Annotated in this window: 13 protein-coding genes and 4 pseudogenes; 11 read left to right on the top strand and 6 right to left on the bottom strand. The window is 65.4% G+C overall.

Features of this window, described 5'->3' with window-relative positions:
- The first annotated feature begins 15 nt into the window (after nt 1–15).
- From OHB01_RS08740 to OHB01_RS08710, 7 genes and pseudogenes are all read left to right on the top strand, one after another.
- Nucleotides 16–1098: a DUF4192 domain-containing protein gene (locus OHB01_RS08740; RefSeq protein WP_168066575.1), complete on the top strand. Its 1083-nt coding sequence runs from the start codon at nt 16–18 to the stop codon at nt 1096–1098.
- 5 nt (nt 1099–1103) lie between these two features.
- A pseudogene (locus OHB01_RS08735) lies at nt 1104–1766 on the top strand (magnesium chelatase domain-containing protein); the annotation flags it as partial.
- Nucleotides 1661–2602, top strand: coding sequence for an ATP-binding protein (locus OHB01_RS08730; RefSeq protein WP_328855835.1), 942 nt, complete (start codon nt 1661–1663; stop codon nt 2600–2602). The pseudogene OHB01_RS08735 and the gene OHB01_RS08730, both read left to right, overlap by 106 nt.
- A complete protein-coding gene (locus OHB01_RS08725) occupies nt 2589–2900 on the top strand; it encodes a hypothetical protein (protein WP_142652108.1) in 312 nt (103 codons plus the stop codon). The genes OHB01_RS08730 and OHB01_RS08725 overlap by 14 nt, the downstream gene beginning before the upstream one ends.
- A gap of 252 nt (nt 2901–3152) precedes the next feature.
- The gene (locus OHB01_RS08720; protein ID WP_328855198.1) at nt 3153–3713 is read left to right on the top strand and encodes a hypothetical protein; all 561 of its coding nucleotides are present in this window, start codon (nt 3153–3155) and stop codon (nt 3711–3713) included.
- Between the two features lie 138 nt (nt 3714–3851).
- A complete protein-coding gene (locus OHB01_RS08715) occupies nt 3852–4880 on the top strand; it encodes a DUF932 domain-containing protein (protein ID WP_142652103.1) in 1029 nt (342 codons plus the stop codon).
- A 290-nt stretch (nt 4881–5170) separates the two neighbouring features.
- A complete protein-coding gene (locus tag OHB01_RS08710) occupies nt 5171–5653 on the top strand; it encodes a hypothetical protein (RefSeq protein WP_142652101.1) in 483 nt (160 codons plus the stop codon).
- Between the two features lie 119 nt (nt 5654–5772).
- Here OHB01_RS08710 and OHB01_RS08705 read toward each other — a convergent pair whose 3' ends face one another.
- Nucleotides 5773–6384, bottom strand: a complete 612-nt coding sequence (locus OHB01_RS08705; RefSeq protein WP_142652099.1) for a prepilin peptidase — start codon at nt 6382–6384, stop codon at nt 5773–5775.
- 1105 nt (nt 6385–7489) lie between these two features.
- Here OHB01_RS08705 and OHB01_RS08700 point away from each other — a divergent pair.
- Both OHB01_RS08700 and OHB01_RS08695 read left to right on the top strand, forming a co-directional pair.
- A complete protein-coding gene (locus OHB01_RS08700) occupies nt 7490–7897 on the top strand; it encodes a hypothetical protein (RefSeq protein WP_142652097.1) in 408 nt (135 codons plus the stop codon).
- A 168-nt stretch (nt 7898–8065) separates the two neighbouring features.
- A complete protein-coding gene (locus OHB01_RS08695; protein ID WP_142652095.1) occupies nt 8066–8707 on the top strand; it encodes a VanZ family protein in 642 nt (213 codons plus the stop codon).
- Between the two features lie 201 nt (nt 8708–8908).
- Here the strand turns inward: OHB01_RS08695 and OHB01_RS08690 are convergent, their stop codons facing one another.
- Together OHB01_RS08690 and OHB01_RS08685 are read right to left on the bottom strand one after the other, a co-directional pair.
- The gene (locus OHB01_RS08690; RefSeq protein ID WP_168066573.1) at nt 8909–9472 is read right to left on the bottom strand and encodes a transposase family protein; all 564 of its coding nucleotides are present in this window, start codon (nt 9470–9472) and stop codon (nt 8909–8911) included.
- Nucleotides 9473–9856: 384 nt separating this feature from the next.
- Entirely contained in the window at nt 9857–11386 is a 1530-nt protein-coding gene (locus OHB01_RS08685) for an IS1634 family transposase (protein WP_419197557.1), read from the bottom strand.
- Nucleotides 11387–12526: 1140 nt separating this feature from the next.
- Between OHB01_RS08685 and OHB01_RS08680 the strand changes: the two are divergent.
- Nucleotides 12527–12943, top strand: a pseudogene (locus OHB01_RS08680) (IS701 family transposase); the annotation flags it as partial.
- 78 nt (nt 12944–13021) lie between these two features.
- Here the strand turns inward: OHB01_RS08680 and OHB01_RS08675 are convergent.
- A pseudogene (locus tag OHB01_RS08675) lies at nt 13022–14022 on the bottom strand (IS5 family transposase).
- A gap of 239 nt (nt 14023–14261) precedes the next feature.
- A complete protein-coding gene (locus tag OHB01_RS08670) occupies nt 14262–15635 on the bottom strand; it encodes an IS1380 family transposase (RefSeq protein ID WP_147945574.1) in 1374 nt (457 codons plus the stop codon).
- 197 nt (nt 15636–15832) lie between these two features.
- Between OHB01_RS08670 and OHB01_RS08665 the strand changes: the two genes are divergently transcribed.
- The gene (locus OHB01_RS08665) at nt 15833–17137 is read left to right on the top strand and encodes an IS256 family transposase (RefSeq protein ID WP_169953795.1); all 1305 of its coding nucleotides are present in this window, start codon (nt 15833–15835) and stop codon (nt 17135–17137) included.
- 178 nt (nt 17138–17315) lie between these two features.
- Here the strand turns inward: OHB01_RS08665 and OHB01_RS08660 are convergent.
- Nucleotides 17316–17795: pseudogene (locus OHB01_RS08660) on the bottom strand (transposase); the annotation flags it as partial.
- Nucleotides 17796–17842: the final 47 nt, after the last annotated feature.

The raw sequence follows: 17842 nt of genomic DNA, 5'->3' as shown, positions 1-17842 counted from the left end.
TTCAGGAGGACACTTATGACCTCTGGTCTGGATCACACGGTGCGGCTGAGCCGTCCGGCGGACTTCATCGCGATCGTGCCCTACATGCTGGGATTCTACCCGGAGCGCAGCATCATCGCGATGGCGTTCGAACCCACCGCCGACCCTGACAGCACCGCCCGGGGGCTGCGGTTCAGCATGCGTTTCGACCTGCCGGACAACTCCGAGGACACGCCCGACCTGGCCCGGCGCTTCGCCGACCTGCTCACCCGCAACGGCACCGAACGGGCGATGCTCATCGGGTACGGGCCCGGGTGGCACGTCACTCCCGTGATGGACGCGGTACGCGGCGCACTGTCGGATGCGGGGATCGACACGATCGACGCGCTGCGGGTCGAGGACGGCCGCTACTGGTCATACACCTGCCCCGATCCCGACTGCTGCTCACCCGACGGCGTCCCGTACGACGCGGGGAGCAACCCGGCCGCCGCGGCGGCGGTGTTCGCCGGGTATGTTGCCCGGCCCAACCGCGCGGCACTCGAAGCCATGCTCGCCCCGGCCGGGGGACAGGACCGGGAACAGGTGCAGGCCGCCACCCGGGAAGCCTGCGCCGAGGCGCGCAGCCTGCTTGCCACTGGGGGCGATCACGACTGGTATCACGAGGGACTTGCTCAGGTCGCCGCCGCGCTGGACCGCACCCAGGCCGGACAGGACCTGTCCGCCGACGAGGTCGCCAGGCTCGCCGTCCGACTCAGTGCGATCTTCGTCCGAGACGCGGCCATGACCTTGATCGGCCGATACGACGACGACACCCACATCAGGCTGTGGACCCAACTCACCCGCAGGGTGGAACCGGACTTCGCCGCCCCTCCCGCCGCGCTGCTGGCGTTCCTCGCACTGCGCACCGGAGACGGACCGCTGGCGCGCGTCGCCGTGGAACGGGCGCTGTCGGCCGATCCCCGCTACAGCCTGGCAGGACTGATCCGCACCGCCCTGGACTGCGGGCTACCGCCGGAGACCGTCTGCGGCATGGACTTCGCGGGCATGGCCGACGAGATCGCCGACAAGGCCGCGCAGTGCCCGGACCTTGCGCGACCGGTGCTACCGGTGGGCTGGTGAACGGCATGGGCTACGCCTCCACCCGATCGGTCGCCCTGACCGGCCTCACTGCGCATGTGATCGACGTCGAGGCCGAGGCCGTACCCGGCGACGCGGAGTTGCATCTGGTCGGCCTGCCCGAATCGTCGGTCTGGCCTGCCCGCGCACGAATCCGGGCCGCGATCCTCAACAGCGGAACAGCCTGGCCGGACGCCAGGATCACGGTGAGCGTGACACCGATGATCCCACCGGTCTACGACGCGGCGGCCGATCTCGCGCTGGCCGTGGCGCTGCTGGCCGCCGCCGGTGTCATCCCACCCAAACGGATCGCCGGGCGGGTATTCCTCGGCGAACTGGCCCTGGACGGTGGGATACGCCCCATCAGAGGCGTCCTGCCGATGGTGGCTGCCGCTGTCCGGGCCGGAATCAGCAGAGTCGCCGTCCCCGCCGACTGCGCTCGGGAGGCGGCGCAGGTGCCCGGCACCGTGGTGATGCCCGTAACCCGGCTGGCCGACGTGGTCGACCAGCTCCGCCACGGGACCCTCCGCGATCAGCACGACAGGGAGCCGGAGCCTGCGCCGTCATCGCCCTTCGCCGTCGACCTGGCCGACGTGTCCGGCAACCAGGCGGCCCGCCACGCGCTCGAGGTCTGCGCAGCAGGCGGGCACCACCTGTTCCTGTCCGGCGACGGCCCAGCCACGATGCTCGCCGAACGCCTACCGGGCATCCTGCCGCCGCTGACCGACAAAAGGCCGCCCGCCAGGTCGCCGAGATCCACTCGCTGGCCGGACAATCCGACAGGGCACCGGGGATCACGCCTCCGCTGTCCGCGCCGCACCATACGGAGACTCCTACAGCGATCTTCGGCAGTGTGGCGGGCAACCGCCCGGGTGCGGTCTCGCTCGCCCACCGCGGCGTGCTGCATCTGGCCGACGCGCCGGAGTTCGCCCGCCCGGTCCTGGACGGCCTGTGCCGGCCAATGGACAGCGGACAGATCCACCTCGCAGGGCAGGGCCGCAGCGTCCGCTACCCGGCACGGTTCACCCTGGTTCTCGATGCTCGCCCCTGCCAGTGCCCTGCAGGGCGGGAAGAGTGTGGCTGCACACCGGAGGCAAGGCGCCGCTACCGGGCGCGCCTGGCCCTGCTCCTGTCACGCGTCGCCGTACGCGCGCCTGTCGAGTGGGGGGATGGCCAAGCGCGGGCGAGTGAATCGAGCGCGGCGGTGGCCGTGCGGGTGCTCGCAGCGAGAGTGCGGGCGGCTCACCGGCTGGCCGACACGCCGTGGCGGAGGAACGCAGAGGTACCAGCGTCAGACCTGCGAACGCGCTTTCCCGTCGTGCCGGAGGCCGCCGAGCTGCTCCGATCGGCGGTCAACACCGGGCTCGTGACGGCTGACGGGCTGCCCCGGCTGCTGCGCGTGGCCTGGACACTGGCGGACCTGCGCGGTGCCGACCGCCCGCAGCTCGACGACGCGGCGGGTGCCCTGGAGTTGTGGAAGGGGGCGAACGGCGATGGAACCCGGTGAGCGCGTCCTGGTCCGCCCCTTCTTCCACATCCCGGTGCGGCCGTGGTGGACGGAGTCCTACCAGTCTCCGTTTTACTACCCGGGCACGGTGACCAAGGTCAACAAGCAGCGCGAACGCGCGCATGTGGAACTGGACGAGTCGCTCTATCCCACACCGTGGCAGGACCGCATCCAGGTTTTCCACGTCAGCGATATCCACAGGTACGGCTGTCGCTGCCAGGAGTGCTCCAAGCCAGGCCGGGACATCTACCGATTCCGCGCTGAGCAAGAGCGTATGCGCAACGAAGAGCAGCCATAAAGCCAACTCCGGACCGGCGGGCGCTGTCCCGTTTCAAAGCGCCCGCCGAATCCGTTACATCCGTACCGTCGCTGCGGATCGGCGCGGGTGACGGTCTCGGTGGGCGGACGTTCGGGCTGTGCCGTCGTCCGTATTTAGATGTGAGCCTCGATCGAAGTTAATAAAGCTCGGTCGGCAATCTCAACTGCTCCCTGCGGTGCCAGATCGGCCCGCTTTTAACTCGTCAACGAATTACTTTGAAAGGAGTCCGGGATGAACGAATGGGAAGTCGAGGAATTGGCGATCGAGGTCGCCGAGCATCTGGAGGGCTACCGGCCCCTGGTGCGGCCCGGTCATCCGGCCTACCTCATGGGACCCGCCGGCGCGCGGCTCGTCGTGCATCCGATCTGGAATCAGCGGGGACGGATCAGGGTGCTCGGTATCTACCCCGACGGCAGCAGGGGCATGTGTCCTGACCTGCGACGGCATGAGATCACGGTGACAGCGGCGCGAGGGGCGAAGTTCGTCGCGAAGAGGATCGAGCGCCGCCTACTGCCCGACTATCGACGGGACCTGATCACCTGCTTTGAGCGGTTGGCGAAGAGGGTGACCGAGAACGGCACACGGGCTGAGATCATCGAAACCCTGGTGGAACTGCTGCCGGAGGCCTCGCTCACCGAGAAAGAGCGAGAGACCGTCGTCCGGTGGCGGCTGGAGGCCGCGTCCGGCTCGTTCACCGTTTACGGCGACAGCACGAGCACGATCGAAATTTGCGTAGCCGACCGTGAACTGACCGAACGCGTGGCCTACGCCGTACAGCAACGCTCCACATGAGCTCGCCCGAACTCCGGCGCTCTCGCTGGAGAATGCGGCAGATCTGGTAATTCTCCTTACCATCATCAGCTACGACATCGACGGCACCGGCCACGGCCGGTGCCTTTCTCATTTCCACCGCACCGAGGGGAGACAGACATGTCCAGGGAGTCTCTGGAATGGCTGAACGCCAACACCTTGATCGGCTTCACCGAGAAGCGCGGTACGGCCTGGCACTACCGCGCGAGCATGCAAGGCGAGGAGCCGAACCACTATCCCGGCCCGATCCCTGTGGACGACGTCAAGCGGCGGCTGTTCGGCTGGGAGGCGCTGAGCAGCCCCGTCTACGTGGAAGACCCGCGCGGCGGACTGGCCCAGGTGCCCGGCAGGCAGGCCATCGTGCGCAGCGACAACGGCCATGTCATGGGCATCTTCTCCGACGGCTACGAGCCACATCCCTACGTCGAATGGCTGATCAACACCGTCTCCAGGCTCCTGGACGCCGATCTGTCGATCGGATCCGCCGGGCTGCTAAAGGGCGGAGCGGTCGCCTGGGTGTCGGTCGAGGTGCCCGAGAACGTCGTCACGCCCGAAGGCGTCGAGTTCCGGCCCCACCTGTTCGGTGCGACGTCCTTCGACGGTTCCCTGGCCACGACGTTCAAAAGGGCAGTGACTCACATCGTCTGTGACAATACGATGGCCGCTGGTCTCGCCGAGCGCGGGCAGCAGGTCAAGATCAAGCACTCCCGGTATTCGAAGCTGCGGCTCGCCGAAGCTCGGGACGCGCTGAACATCGTCTATGCGCTGGCCGACGAGTTCTCGATGGTCGTACGCGAGTTGTGCCGGGTCGAGGTCAGCGAGCGGCAGTGGCAGGCGTTCTTGGAGGCCCACACACCGATGCCACAGGGGCGAGGCCGCAGCCGAACGATGGCGGAGAACAAGCGAGACACCCTGGCCAAGCTTTGGAACCACGACCTACGCGTAGCGCCGTGGCGTGGTACGGCCTGGGGCGTGGTGCAGGCGGTCAACACCTTCACCCATCACGAGCAAAACGTACGCGGGGCTGAGCGAGCCGAACGCAACATGCTCCGCGCGGTCACCGGCGGCATCGAGGAACTCGATCAAAGCACCCTGTTCACCCTGTCCGAGGTGCTTGGCGAGGCGGTGATCTCTCGCTTCCGTCGGTAAGCCGGGACGGTGCATGCCCTTCGGGCGACGCGTCGGACTCGCCCTTGCGTGAGTCGCTTGAGAGCGGAGCATGGGGCTTCGCTCTCAGCGCGAGATTGGAGCGATATGGGCGGGCCAGTCGCGCGAGCGCGGTTCAGGAAGCGCAGCGTGCGTCGGCTGCTCTGGTTTCAGGCGTTGTCGCCACCCAGCGACGCGGCAGCGCGGGCTGCGGATTACAGGCTGACACAGATGTGTGGGCCATAAGGTGTTCTCGGCGATGGTCCGCGTCTACGTCACGGGAGGAGAAACGGGTGAACGCCGAGACGGCGAACCTGCTCTTCGACGTGGTTGAGCGGTTGGAAAAGAGCATCGTCGCTCGCGACTGCCCCGCGGTCGTCATGCTGGACGGGGAGCGCCGTTTCATCCTCAGTGACTACGACTACCTGCGTGATCGGGAAACTGCCGTAGCCTTCGAGCGCAGAGCCGCCGCGAAGGCAGGCGAGATCGGTGCAAAGCGCTGGGTCTTCGCGGTGCCGCAGGTCTGGATCTTCGAACCTCCGAGCACTGTGGCCACGCGCGCGGTCTCGAATCACCCTCTGCGCGAGGGCGAGCAGGAGGCGATCACGTGGATGAGCTTCGACCGTGACGACGGTGTGGACTATGGCCGGGTGGCCTACGTGCGCCGCCCCAGTGGCGAACCGGTCTTCGAGGAGCCGGAAATGTTCGAGGTGGGCGTACGGCCGAGGGAGATCATGCCGGGGTTCACGCTGCTGCGGGAACTCCTCAACGAGTAGTGGGGCCGATCCCCCGAGGGGGAACGGCCCCTGACCGGTTCCACTCTTTGCGAAAGAGAAATGTGATCGGTCGAGTCCAGCCTATGCCCCCTGTATCGGTGATGGAGAGCATTCGGCGGTCACGCCGCGAGGACGGCCACAAGGCAGCCGGCGAACATGAACGGTCCATACGGGATGAGCGTGGATGCGGAGCCCTTCCGGCTGATCAGCAGGGCCACCGCAAACAGCGCCGCCAGCATGAGCCCCGCACCGATGCCGGCCACCCAGCTATGTAGGTCGATAGTCCCGAGGATCCCGCCGACGAGGCCGGACGCCTTGACGTCCCCCGGTCCGAGTGCGGTGTTCATCCGGCGGAAGCACCAGTAGAGCGAGAAGGTGCCCACGGCGCCGAGGACCAGGCCCACGGCGAGCGCTCCGTCCCTGCTCACCAACCCGCCGACGGCCACGAGCGCCAGGAGGACGGCGTACGAGGGCAGCGTGAGCGCGTCCGGCAGCCGTCGCGCCCGCAGGTCGATCACGCTGAGCGCCACTCCAGCAGCGGCCATATAGAGGTATGCGGGGAGAAGCGGAGCAGGACCGATACGCCAGCCGAGCAGCCCGAATACCGCCGCAGTGATGATCTCGGTTGCGTACGGCACGCCTTTTCGCGGGGCGAAGTGATCGGCGAGGATCCGGACGATTCGCCCGATGAGGAGGCCGCCGGTGGTGGTCCCCAGGGCAACGCCGATCATAGACACGATGTCCCCCGCTCAGCAAGGCGCCTGTATAAGCCGCTTCGTCTACGCAGCGAGAGCAAAGAATAGCTGTGGGTGATTTATGATCTTCAAGTTGTTTCGCTAAGCTAGCCACTCCACCAGCCATTTTTGGTGCTCGTCCGGCTCCACCGCCGGCGCGGTCGGCTCTTCGGTCCAGGCGCCAGCCCTCCTGGCACTGCATCTATCCGCAACGTCCTCGCCCGCTGCGCACACCGGCTCTCCAACCGCGACCCACACGGGATCCTCACGATCTCACTCGTCCCGGTCGCGGTATCGGTCACACACCCTGCTCGGCCGACGCGGCAACGTCGGCTTCTCCCGAAACCATCATCCGGTTATCTGGGAAGGTACGCCCCTTCCCAGTGATCCACAGATTCCGATCATTGCTCGCGGGCATCCGCCAAGACAGGTGTGTTGAACAGCAGTGCGCACCCCCGCAGCGGCACCCGGCGCGCTCATGAGACGAGAAGAAGACAAACTCGCGCGCTGCATCCCCGGCGTTCGCGCGCACCGGTAATCAGGTCGTCACATCAGCAACCGCCCACGCTACCCGGCGTCATTGGGGCGCCCGGACCACGCTGGGCCATTAACGCGGCTCACCAGGCCGCAACGCGCGACCCCACTGCCCGCACCCACGGTCACACAAGCACTACAGGGATAAGGCCCTGCAAAACCAATCGCGACCCTCCCGATTATCCCGCCCGAGCCACGCCAGGACAAACCAATAAGAGCCGCACAAAGCTTCACTATCGGTCTATCCGGCACGGCCAGTTTCCGGATTATCAGGAAAAACGTCCGAAAACATCATTCCAGGTCACACCATAACTTGGGCCCCAGTCGAAGCCATCACTCACGCCAGCGCGAGCACCAGGCAGTCCACTGCAGCCGATGAAACTCTCCGACCCCCTGTCTGACCGCCACTGCCTACGGAGATATCAGGATTATTTCGGTCGAGCATCCAAATTTCGGCTGGCCCGATATTGCACCTTGATTTGGTGTGATTTTTTTCACATTGCCCAGATTTGTCCGACGATTTACAGTTCGAGTAAGATCATCCAACATCATTACGAAAGGAAATCTCATGAAGGTAATGAAAGTCGCGGCGGCGCTGGCTGTTTCGGTAGCCACTCTCGCAATTCCGGCAGTCGCATACGCGTCCTGCTCCGGCACGTGCGCATCTTACCCGTCATACTTCAGCTTCGACACGACACTGACCGGGCCGACCCGCTACTACAATGGATCAAACGTGAAGATCACCTTTAGCAGTTCCGCCGACGGTCCTCAAAACGGTGTAGCCAATCCGTACGTGGCGCTTTACAGAGACAACCTTATATCGGATGACTACATCGGCCGGCAGACTTTCGTCTACGGCGGGTCGGTGAACAAGACCTGGACGGGAGTCGGCTCCGGAGACTATTACTTTTACTACCAAAAGACCTTTGATGGGCGCACGCTGTCGAGCAGTAATGTCGTAATGTCTGCCAGCTAGCAGCATTCACCGCAGTCGCGCCGCAAGTGGGCCGGACCCGTTACCTGACCTTACGGGTTCGGCCCCTGTTGGCCGGGTGCTTCTGGTCACAGGCAGCGCCGGCAGTCGGCGGCACCTGAACATGCCAACCATGCCAGCCATCACAAGGGTTGGTATCCAGGAGGAAAGATGCTTAGGGGAACCGTTCTTCTTTTCGCAATCCCAATACTTGTCGTTTTCCTTGTAGTCTGGAATGCAAAGATCCATCCATCAAAGCTGCGACTGCTCGGAGCCATCGCGCTGGTAGGATATTCACTCCTAGCACTGAATGTGACGCTGTTTCCGTTGCCATTTCAACCGGCGCTGCTACATGATCTCCGGCTGAGTGACTCGCCCCAAAATAACCTGATACCCATCCAGGGGCTCATTCAGCTAATAGGGCGCGAAAGTTCGGAAGTAGCAGCGAGGCAAATTGTTGGCAATGTCCTGCTTTTGCTACCGCTTGGCTATCTAGTGCCCACGGTGTGGAAAGTTAGAAGTATCCGCCGCCTGATGCTTATCGCACTTATCGTTTCCCTGGGTATAGAGCTAACACAATTTGCCGTATCTCGCGCGATCGGTTATACCTATAAGATCTTCGATATTGACGACATTCTCTTGAATACCTTGGGTGGAATAATAGGCTATGGTGCATATCTAGCGCTGATTCCGGTGGTGCGATCTTCCGGGATGGGAGATGTCGAAGATTCTGGTCTCTCGAAGGGTCATCGCGCCTCGACCTCGCCTTCATCGTCCGGCAGCACCCAGCCTAACGCCAAGATCATAAAATAGATAGAGCGCCGCTGTGGGTGTGGCCACTGCAGCACATCGTCTCTAGACTCGTTCGCATTAGGGGGTCACCATCTTTGCGTCCTGTTGCAAAACACGCCACACGCGCAATGCCCCGGCTGCATTGACGTTTTCTCATTGAATTCAGCTGATCCGGCGGTGTTCGAAGTGTACGAGCACCTGCGCCTTGGTAGCCGGGGCCGGCTATGACGGGCATGGTCGTGGCGTAGCGGTGGACGGCGGGCAGGACGTGGCGGCGGGCGGCTTCGATGTCGGCGGCTCCGCCGGGTTCGACGTGGCTGGTCCGGATGGGGAACCGTCGGGTTCGCACAGTGCTCGGACGTTTTCCCCGAAGTCGCTGGTTTTGCCGGAGAACCAGGCGTCGATGGTTTCGCCTTTCACGCTGGTGGTCTTGATGCGGCACCGATCGGTGTTGAAGATCTTGCCGTCGAGGATGAGGTGGGGGACGCCGGCGGCGACGGCGCGGTCCAGTGCTTGGTGGAGGTCGGGGGCCTGGGTGGATAGGACGTCGATGGCCTCGTGCAGGTAGCGGTAGGCGGTGGCCTGGGATAGCCCGAATGCGATGCCGTGCAGGCGGATGTTGGGCTTGGAGCGGAACCAGGCCAGGGCGAACAGGGCTTGATGGAAGCAGGTCAGGCGCCGGGAGTTCTTCGGTGTGCCGCGGCGGCGGCGCTCCCGGTAGAGCAGGCGGCCGACGTAGCCGAGCAGTTCACGGGGGACGTCGAGCGTGGCAGGATAGGCGATCACGTGGAGCCTTCTCGGTATGAGGATCTTGTGGTGAGACCCCTTCTACCGGAGGCTCCACGTCTGTTTTTGGCGTCCGAGATTTGTCCGCGTGTCTACCCGGGCCTGGTCGTCCATGCCGAGGAAAGCCCTACTGTTCGATTCGTTCAGGCTGATGAAGTGTAATTAGATGAGGCGCCTAATCAATCGAATAAGAATCAGACCGGCCTGCTATACGCGGGCCGGGCTTGTGGCATGAGAGCAGGTCCCGGCCCGCGCTGCGGCCCCAAGCATCCACACTCAAACCTATGGCAAAGAGGCGAGAGCAGAGAGCGCTTCGCCTCATCAGCGAAGAGCTCTCTGCTCTTTCATAAAGAGGATTGCGTTCGCGACCTGAGTTGGCTCAATTTAGTGCGCACCTTCGGGGCTGCGGATCCGCTTGAGGGCGTTGCGTAGGTCGGTGGGCAGAGGGTCGGCGGCGGTCAGGACGTGGTTGCCGGCTTGGATTCGGACGGTGCGATAGCGGCGGGCGGTGCGGACGAACTTCTTGATCGACCATCCGGTCCGTGCCTCGATCCACCGGCCGACCGCCAGGGCGGCGAACACGATCGTCAGGTGCGCGTCGATGGACTCGCGTTTGTGGTGGTAGATCGGCCGTGCTTTGAGGTCGTGCTTGCTCATCCGGAAGGACTTTTCGATCTCGAACAGCCGATGGTAGGAGCTGATGACGAACTCGGCGGTGATGGGCGTCCCGTCCGGGCAGGCGGCGAGATTGGTGATGTAGCCCTTGAGCCCGGCCAGGGCCTTGGCCTTGTCCACCAGCTCGGTGTTGACGCTCTTGGTAGCGCCGGACAGCCTGATGAACCGGTTGCGCTTGACCGGCGCCTGCCCGTCGACGGCGCGCTGGGCCTTGGCGACCTGCTCGTCGATGCCGCGCAGGGTGCGCCGGGCCCGCTCTGCCCGGTACTGGTAGTAGATCATCTGGTCGCGGCGGGGCCGGCTCGATCCCGACGGCCAGGGCTGGATGAAGATGTGCCCGTCGGGGATCGGGGTGCCGGGGTGCTCGCGCCGCCACTGCTTGACCACATACGGCACCTCGGGGATCTTCATGCCGAGGATGAACGACAGCCCAGCGGCTTCGATGGCCTGCTTGTTCGCCTCGGAGATCATCCCGGCGTCGGCCACGATCGTGACGTCCGGCAGGTGGTGGGCCGCCATGAACCCTTCGATCACCGGGAGCATGGTGTGGGTCTCGGCCTTGTTGCCCTCGAAGGCGGTCACCATGAGCGGGAACCCGGAGGAGTCGGTGAGCAGCCCGATCGTGATCTGCGGGTCCAGGCGGCGTTCCTTGGAAAAGCCCGGCTCGCGGAACCCATCCCCGGCGTCGGTCTCGAAGTACAAGGTTGACACGTCGTAGAGGACCAGGCTGGCCGGCCCGAGGCGGGTGTGGGCCGCGCATGCACCGGCCAGGGCCTGGCGCCACTGCGGTGCGGCGTAGTCCGGCAGGCGGCGCTTCACCGTGGCATACGACACCGCATCGATCCCGGCCTCGCCGAGCACGCGCAGGCTGTCGTGCTTGCTCGTCGGTTCGATCACCCGCGCGAGCACCAGCTGCCGGAACACCTCATCGCCCCCGGCCGCGGCAGCAAACCCCAGCGTGTCGTAGGCGCGGGACAGCGCGTCCCACAGGTGTTCCATCCGCGAGCTGACGATCTCCAGCGGCCCGCCCGCCATCGGCCCATCGTCCAGCCCCAGGTCCAGTTCCTGCTGGCCGGCGGCCAGCCGCTGACGCGCCACCGCCCTGAGCGTCTCCAACTCGGCGTCGTCGTGCGCCGACCCGATGTGCTCGATCTCCCGCGATCCGCGGCGGGAGGAGTAGACGATCTGCACCGCCCGGGCGCCTGAGGCCGTCTTCACCGTCCGCACGTACGGAGACACGGCCACCAGGGTAGAGACATGATCGATTTAGTGCGCACTTTTCGCCGTTCCCGACGGGGAACCACGAGGTCAACGCCTCGCGCTCAGCGACAATCTTGAAACGTGAGCCAAGTCAGGTTTCATAAAGAGGATTGCGTTCGCGACATCCCCCCTAGTGGCGCCCTAGTTCTAGTAAATCGTCGCGGACGTCGCGGTAGCCAGTCCACTCAGAACGACTGTTGTGCCGGGCCCCCGCTTGCCTGTGCTGTGACTTACGCCGCCGTAGATCCACGTTCCTGACGCGGTGTAACTGCCCGTCCTGAACGAGGAGCGATACGGCCAACTCCCTGTGAGCGTTCCAGGAGTTCCGAAGAACCCCTGATCCGCATACGGTGTCTGCCCGGACTTCCAGCAAACATCGCTGGACTGGCAGATGTTGTCATTGCTGATGTCTGGGCTTACAGGTGCTTCCACCTTCTTGATACTGAGGACCTGACCTGTGGCGACGTCCATCGTGATGACCGTCTCCACCGTAGGCGAAGCGGATGGTGTCGCCGAAGCACCGGACGGCGCAGCGAGAACCGCACTCAGCCCCATCGCCACGGCGAGGGGCACGCGAAGCTGCTTGATTCCTGCGCGCGGAAAACGCATCGATCCTCCTGCTTGAGGGGTTCCTGACAGCAGAAGATCTATATGCCTTAACCGCTCATGTCAAGATATGTCGGTTTTCCACCATCCGAATACCGGGAAGCTATCGCCCCGATAAGATTCGGCGTAGTCGATCCGAGGTTGATGATTAGTAACGGATATAACACTTCCTGTAGCCGCGTCCACTGTGACATAGGTCTGACCGGGGTCCCTCGGCAGGGTGTGCATATCTGCCGAGGCTCTTGCCGACATGCCAACTATGGCGGATACGGCGACTGCCAGGAGGACCGTAGACCTTCTACTGGCAGCTTTGGAGTTCTTCACTGCTCTCCTCGCTTTTGGGTATCGGTGACGGCTTGACGGGTGGTGCGAGAAGCAGCGTAGCGAGAACTAGGCGTGAAGACTGCACCTGCCGCTCGGTCACGGGCCTAGAAGCCCTAGCACTACAGCCGGGTTTTGTGATTTACAGTTCTGGGTCATGTCGGACGAGCTGACCGCGACCTTCAGGAGTGAGTGGCCGGGCTGGATGTGTTGTTCGGGCGGGTGGAGCCGCGCAGGCAGGCGGGGGCGTATCTGACTGGTTTGCTGGCTCCGATTGAGCGCAAGAACGGCTGGCAACTGGCGGAGGCGGCCGGGACGCGGCTCCTGCTCGCATGCAGCGCTGTTGAACAGCGCCCACGGGGATCCCCGGCAGGTGGGGGTTGACCTGCGCGATTACGTGATGGGCAACCTCGGTCGCCGCGATGCTGTACTGATCGTGATGACACCGGCTTCCTGAAGGAGGGCGGCGAGTCAGCCGGGGTGCAGCGCCAGTACTCCGGCACGGCGGGCCGGATCGAGAACTGCCAGCTTGGCGTGTTCCTCGCCTACGCCTCCCCACTGGGCAGGACGCTGATCGACACCGAGCTGTATCTGCCGAAGTCCTGGACTTAAGACAGGGAGCGGTGCATCCGGGCCGGAATCGGCGAGGAGGTGGAGTTCGCCACTAGGGCGTGTATTTGGTTGTGATCAAGGGGTGGCCTGGGTGAGGTCTTTAATCCAGATCATCGCGGCGCGGAGGTGGAGGCCGGCGAGGTAGCTCGCAGGGGTTTTGTCGTAGCGGGTGGCGATGCCTCGCCAGGCCTTCAGCTTGTTGATCAGGCGCTCGACGGTGTTGCGTTCCTTGTACAGGCCGGCGTCGTGGCGGACGGGCCGGCCGCCTTTGCTGCCCTTCTTCTTCCGGTTGGCGGCCTGGTCCCTCTTTTCCGGGATGACCGCCTTGATGCGGCGTCCGCGAAGGTAGGCGCGGTTGCCGCGGGAGGAGTAGGCCTTGTCGCCGGCGACCGCGCCGGGCCGGGTGCGGGGACGGCCGACGGGTACCCGGACGCGTACTTTCTTCAGCACGGGGATGAACTGCGGGCTGTCGGCGGCCTGCCCTGCGGTCACGACGAACGCCAAGGGGCGGCACCTGCGGTCGGCGGCGAGGTGAATCTTGCTGGTCTGCCCACCCCTGGAGCGTCCGAGCAGGGCAGCTTTCAACCGGAGCCTGCGCCGCCGCCGGATGTGCCGCCGTTGTTCTGCTTCGGCGTCGTTTCGGGCGTCCTGCTCCTGTTGTCCTTCCCGGTCGCCCCCTTTTGCCGGGCCCGCTCCTGTTCGGCAGCCTTCTCCAGGGCGGCCAGCACGTCCGGGTCAAGGTGCATCCCGGCGGCGTCGTGGTGCGCCCGAGCGGTGGTGGAGTCCACGCTGACCAGGGATAAGTCCACCTCGCCGCGTTTGGCGGCTTCCGCGATCGCCCCTTCAAGCAGGGCTTCGAAGACGCCGGCATCCCTCCACTGCCGGAAGCGGTTGTGAACGGTCTGCCAGGCTCCGAACTCCTGCGGGATCTCCCGCCACTGCCCACCCGTCCGGAACCGCCAGATCACCCCCTCGAACTGCTGCCGCAGCCGCTCAGGGTACGGGCCGAACCTGCCGATCGGGAGATATGGCTTGATGAACTCCCATTCCTCATCCGTCAGCTGCGCACGCGTCACACACGCCGATCTACCGGATCAGGCCACGACGGACAGGCGAATCCCACAAATTGATCACAACCCGATACGCGCCCTAGCCTCGATCTTTCACGTTCATCAGGTCGCTGGCTGAGCGGTTCGGCTGGAGTGTGAAATCGCGGTCGTGGTCAGCCTGGTGGCCCGGCTGTCGCGCCGGGTGGACGGGGTTCCACGGGCCCGCGGGGTGTCCTTCCTGGTCGTCGGGGCGGTTTGGTGCCGGATCAGGTCGGTGCCGGGAGTGCTTGGAGCCGGGTGATGGCGGTGACCAGTTGGCCGGCCCAGGGCCAGGACGCGGCGATGCGCAGGCGTAGGCGGCGTCCGCCGCGGACCAGGCGGGCGGCGACGGCGAACAGGCGAAGCCGCAGCCGTTTGGGCTCATAACGGCGGGCCGGCCCATCCAGGGCGAGCATCTGCATCCAAGCCAGGAGTTCGCAGGCCAGGGCGACGACCTCACACCAGATCTGATTCTGGTCGAAGTCGTGCAGCGGCAGGTTGCGCAGCCCGGTGTCCTTGGCGGCGCGGATGCGGTCTTCGCAGCGGGCGCGGCGGCGGTGGCGTAGCTCCAGGTCGGCGAGCTGACCGCGGCGGGTGTCGGTGACAAAACAGGTGAAGCGGTGCCCGTCGATGTCGGTGAAGCGCAACTGCGCGCCCGGGTGCGGGCGCTCTTTGCGCACAATCAGGCGCATGCCCTTCGGCCAGCCGTCCAGCTTCACCAGGCCGGTCAGCTCGGCCACCCACGCACCCGGCCGTACCTGCCCGCCTGAGTCGTAGGCGGGCGTCCACGCCTGCGCGGGCAGAGCCAGAATCGCGGCCTGGATTTCTTCGGTGAGGGCGAACCCGATGGAGTACGACAGCCGCCGCCCGGGCCGGGACAGCCAGGTGAGGAACTCGCGGGTGCCGCCGCCGGAATCGGCGCGGATCAGTACCTGACGGCGGCGGTGCTTGGGAAGCTGGGCCAGCGCCAGCCGGGTGGCGGTGATGTGGTCGGCGGCGGTGTTGGATCCGGCGTTGCCGGGCCGCAGCATGATCGCCAAGGGTTCCCCGCCCCCGGTCGCTCCGTGGTCGGCGAAGACCGTCATCGGGTGGAACCCGAAGGTCTTCTTCCAGGTCGGCGCGGCCTGTTGCTTGTCAGAGTGGGCGATGACGATGGTCGCGTCGATGTCGAGGGGAATCAGCTGGCCGTCGGTGCCGGGGGCGTGGGGGCCGGCCAGGGCCCAGGCCCGCTGCCGGGCGGTGGCACGGGCGGCGCGGATCGCCTTAAGCGCGCGGACGGGGTCGGCGGCCAGGCGGTCGATCACCCGGGACACGGTCGGGTCGGAGGCGATCGGGCCGAACAGCTCGGGCTGAGCGCGGAGCATCGCGATGTCGGCCAGGCAGTCCCCGCCTAACGCCAGCGTGAGGGCCAGATCGGCGATGACTTTGCCCGGGTCGTGTACCGCCCGGGACGGACGCCACCGTTCCAGCTGCGCCGATAGTTCCCTGCCCAGGCCGGTGACCCGCAACGTCTCCAGCAACAGCAGCCCACCGGCCTGCGAGACGAGTCCCGAGCCGTCGGCGGACACCACGATCTTGCGCTGCAACGCGATAGTCTTCACTTGGAAAGTGCCTTCTGAACTGGTGCGGACAGGACTCTCGACAAGCCCAATCCTCCCAGCTCAAAGGCACTTTTCTCATGTAAACGATCAAGCCCGCTCAAATTCGTCGCGAAAGCCCGAGGCTAAGCCGGTGCTCGCCCGGACGCTGCGGGACTGTACGGTCTTCGGTGTAACTCCTGATCAAGGAGAACGCATCGATGACTACTGTGATCCAGGCATCGGAAGCGACGAATGACCTGGAGGACGCCGCGGTGGCGCGTAAGAAGCCGCAGGCCTCAGAGCAGGAACTGGTGGCCAAGCTGGTCGAGCAGGCCCGCGCTGATGGCCTGGAGCTGGTCGGCGACAACGGGCTGCTGGGCCGGCTGACCAAGCTGGTGCTGGAGTCCGCCTTGGAAGGCGAACTCACCGACCATCTCGGCTACGACAAGCACGAACGCGGCGCGAGCCAGACGGGCAACGCCCGGAACGGCACCCGTACCAAGACGGTGATCACCGACGTCGGGCCCGTCGAGATCGATGTGCCGCGGGACCGGGACGCCAGCTTCGAGCCGAAGATCGTGGCCAAGCGGCAGCGGCGCCTGTCCGGCGTCGATGAGATGGTCATCTCGCTCGCTGCCAAGGGCCTGACCACGGGCGAGATCTCCGCGCACCTGGCCGAGGTGTACGGCGCGCAGGTATCCAAGCAGACCATCTCCACCATCACCGACAAGGTGATCGAGGGCATGACCGAGTGGCAGAACCGGCCGCTCGACCCCGTCTACCCGGTGGTGTTCATCGACGCGATCCACGTGAAGATCCGCGATGGTCAGGTCGCCAATCGGCCCATCTACGTCGCCCTGGCTGTGACGGTCGACGGCGAACGCGACATCCTCGGCCTGTGGGCCGGTGACGGCGGTGAGGGCGCCAAGTTCTGGCTGCACGTGCTGACCGAGATCAAGAACCGCGGTGCGGGTGATGCGCTGATGGTGGTCTGCGACGGGCTCAAGGGCCTGCCGCAGGCGATCGAGCAGGTCTGGCCCCAGGCGGTGGTGCAGACCTGTGTGGTGCACCTGCTGCGCGCCAGCTTCCGGTACGCCGCCCGCCAGCACTGGGACGCGATCGCCAAAGCGCTGCGGCCTGTTTACACAGCCCCGACCGAGGCGGCGGCGCTGGAGCGGTTCATGGAGTTCGCCGAGGCCTGGGGCAGCCGGTATCCGGCGATCGTGAAGCTGTGGGAGGACGCCTGGGCCGAGTTCGTGCCCTTCCTCAACTTCGATGCCGAGATCCGCCGGGTGATCTGCTCGACGAACGCGATCGAGTCGGTCAACGCCCGCATCCGCCGGGCGGTCAAGGCCCGCGGCCACTTCCCCAACGAGCAGGCCGCGCTCAAGTGCGTCTACATGGCGATCATGAGTCTCGACCCCACGGGCAAGGGCCGCAAACGCTGGGTCACCCGCTGGAAGGCCGCCCTCAACGCCTTCGCCATCACCTTCGAAGGCCGGCTGTCCCCGGCCTCGCGATAGAAGAAATCAGCCGCGAGTTACACCGTTGACTGGACGGACCCGACGCTCTGGCCCGAGCCGTGAAGGTGGGCGTGCCGGCCTCCTGGGTGAGCGCTGATGAGGCCTATGGCATGGACAACAAGGTCACGTCCACGGAGGTGGTGTACGAGCCTGCCACCGCGTGATCCGTTTTTGCAGGTTAAGCGGTGAGGGTGCCGGGGAGCTGTTCCTGGTCCGGTGTGTCGCCGCGGATCACGCGGAGGCGGGCTTTGGCCAGCACGTCCAGGCCCATGTAGCGGCGGGCTTCGGTCCATTCGTCGGTCTGCTCGGCGAGTACGGCGCCGACGAGCCGGATGATGGCGGCGCGGTCGGGGAAGATGCCCACGACGTCGGTGCGGCGGCGGATCTCCTTGTTCAGCCGCTCTTGAGGGTTGTTGGACCAGACCTGTTTCCAGATCTCCCTGGGGAACTGGGCGAAGGCCAGCAGGTCGTCGCGAGCGGCGTCGAGGTGGTCGGCGGCGGCCGGGTACTTGGCCGCCAGGGCGTCGATGACCCAGCGGTGCTGTGCGCGTACCTGCTCGGCGGTCGGCTGGTCGAAGATGGTCCGCACCAGGGTGGCCACCCACGGCTGAGCCGACTTGGGCACGGTGGTGAGCAGGTTCCGCAGGTAGTGAAGCCGTCAAGAAATAAGGCGTTGCTTCGTGATCTTCGGCTCGTTGAGATGGT

Origin of the sequence: Microbispora hainanensis (assembly GCF_036186745.1) — a bacterium.
GTDB lineage: Bacteria > Actinomycetota > Actinomycetes > Streptosporangiales > Streptosporangiaceae > Microbispora.
This window is presented reverse-complemented; position numbering and strand designations above follow the sequence as displayed.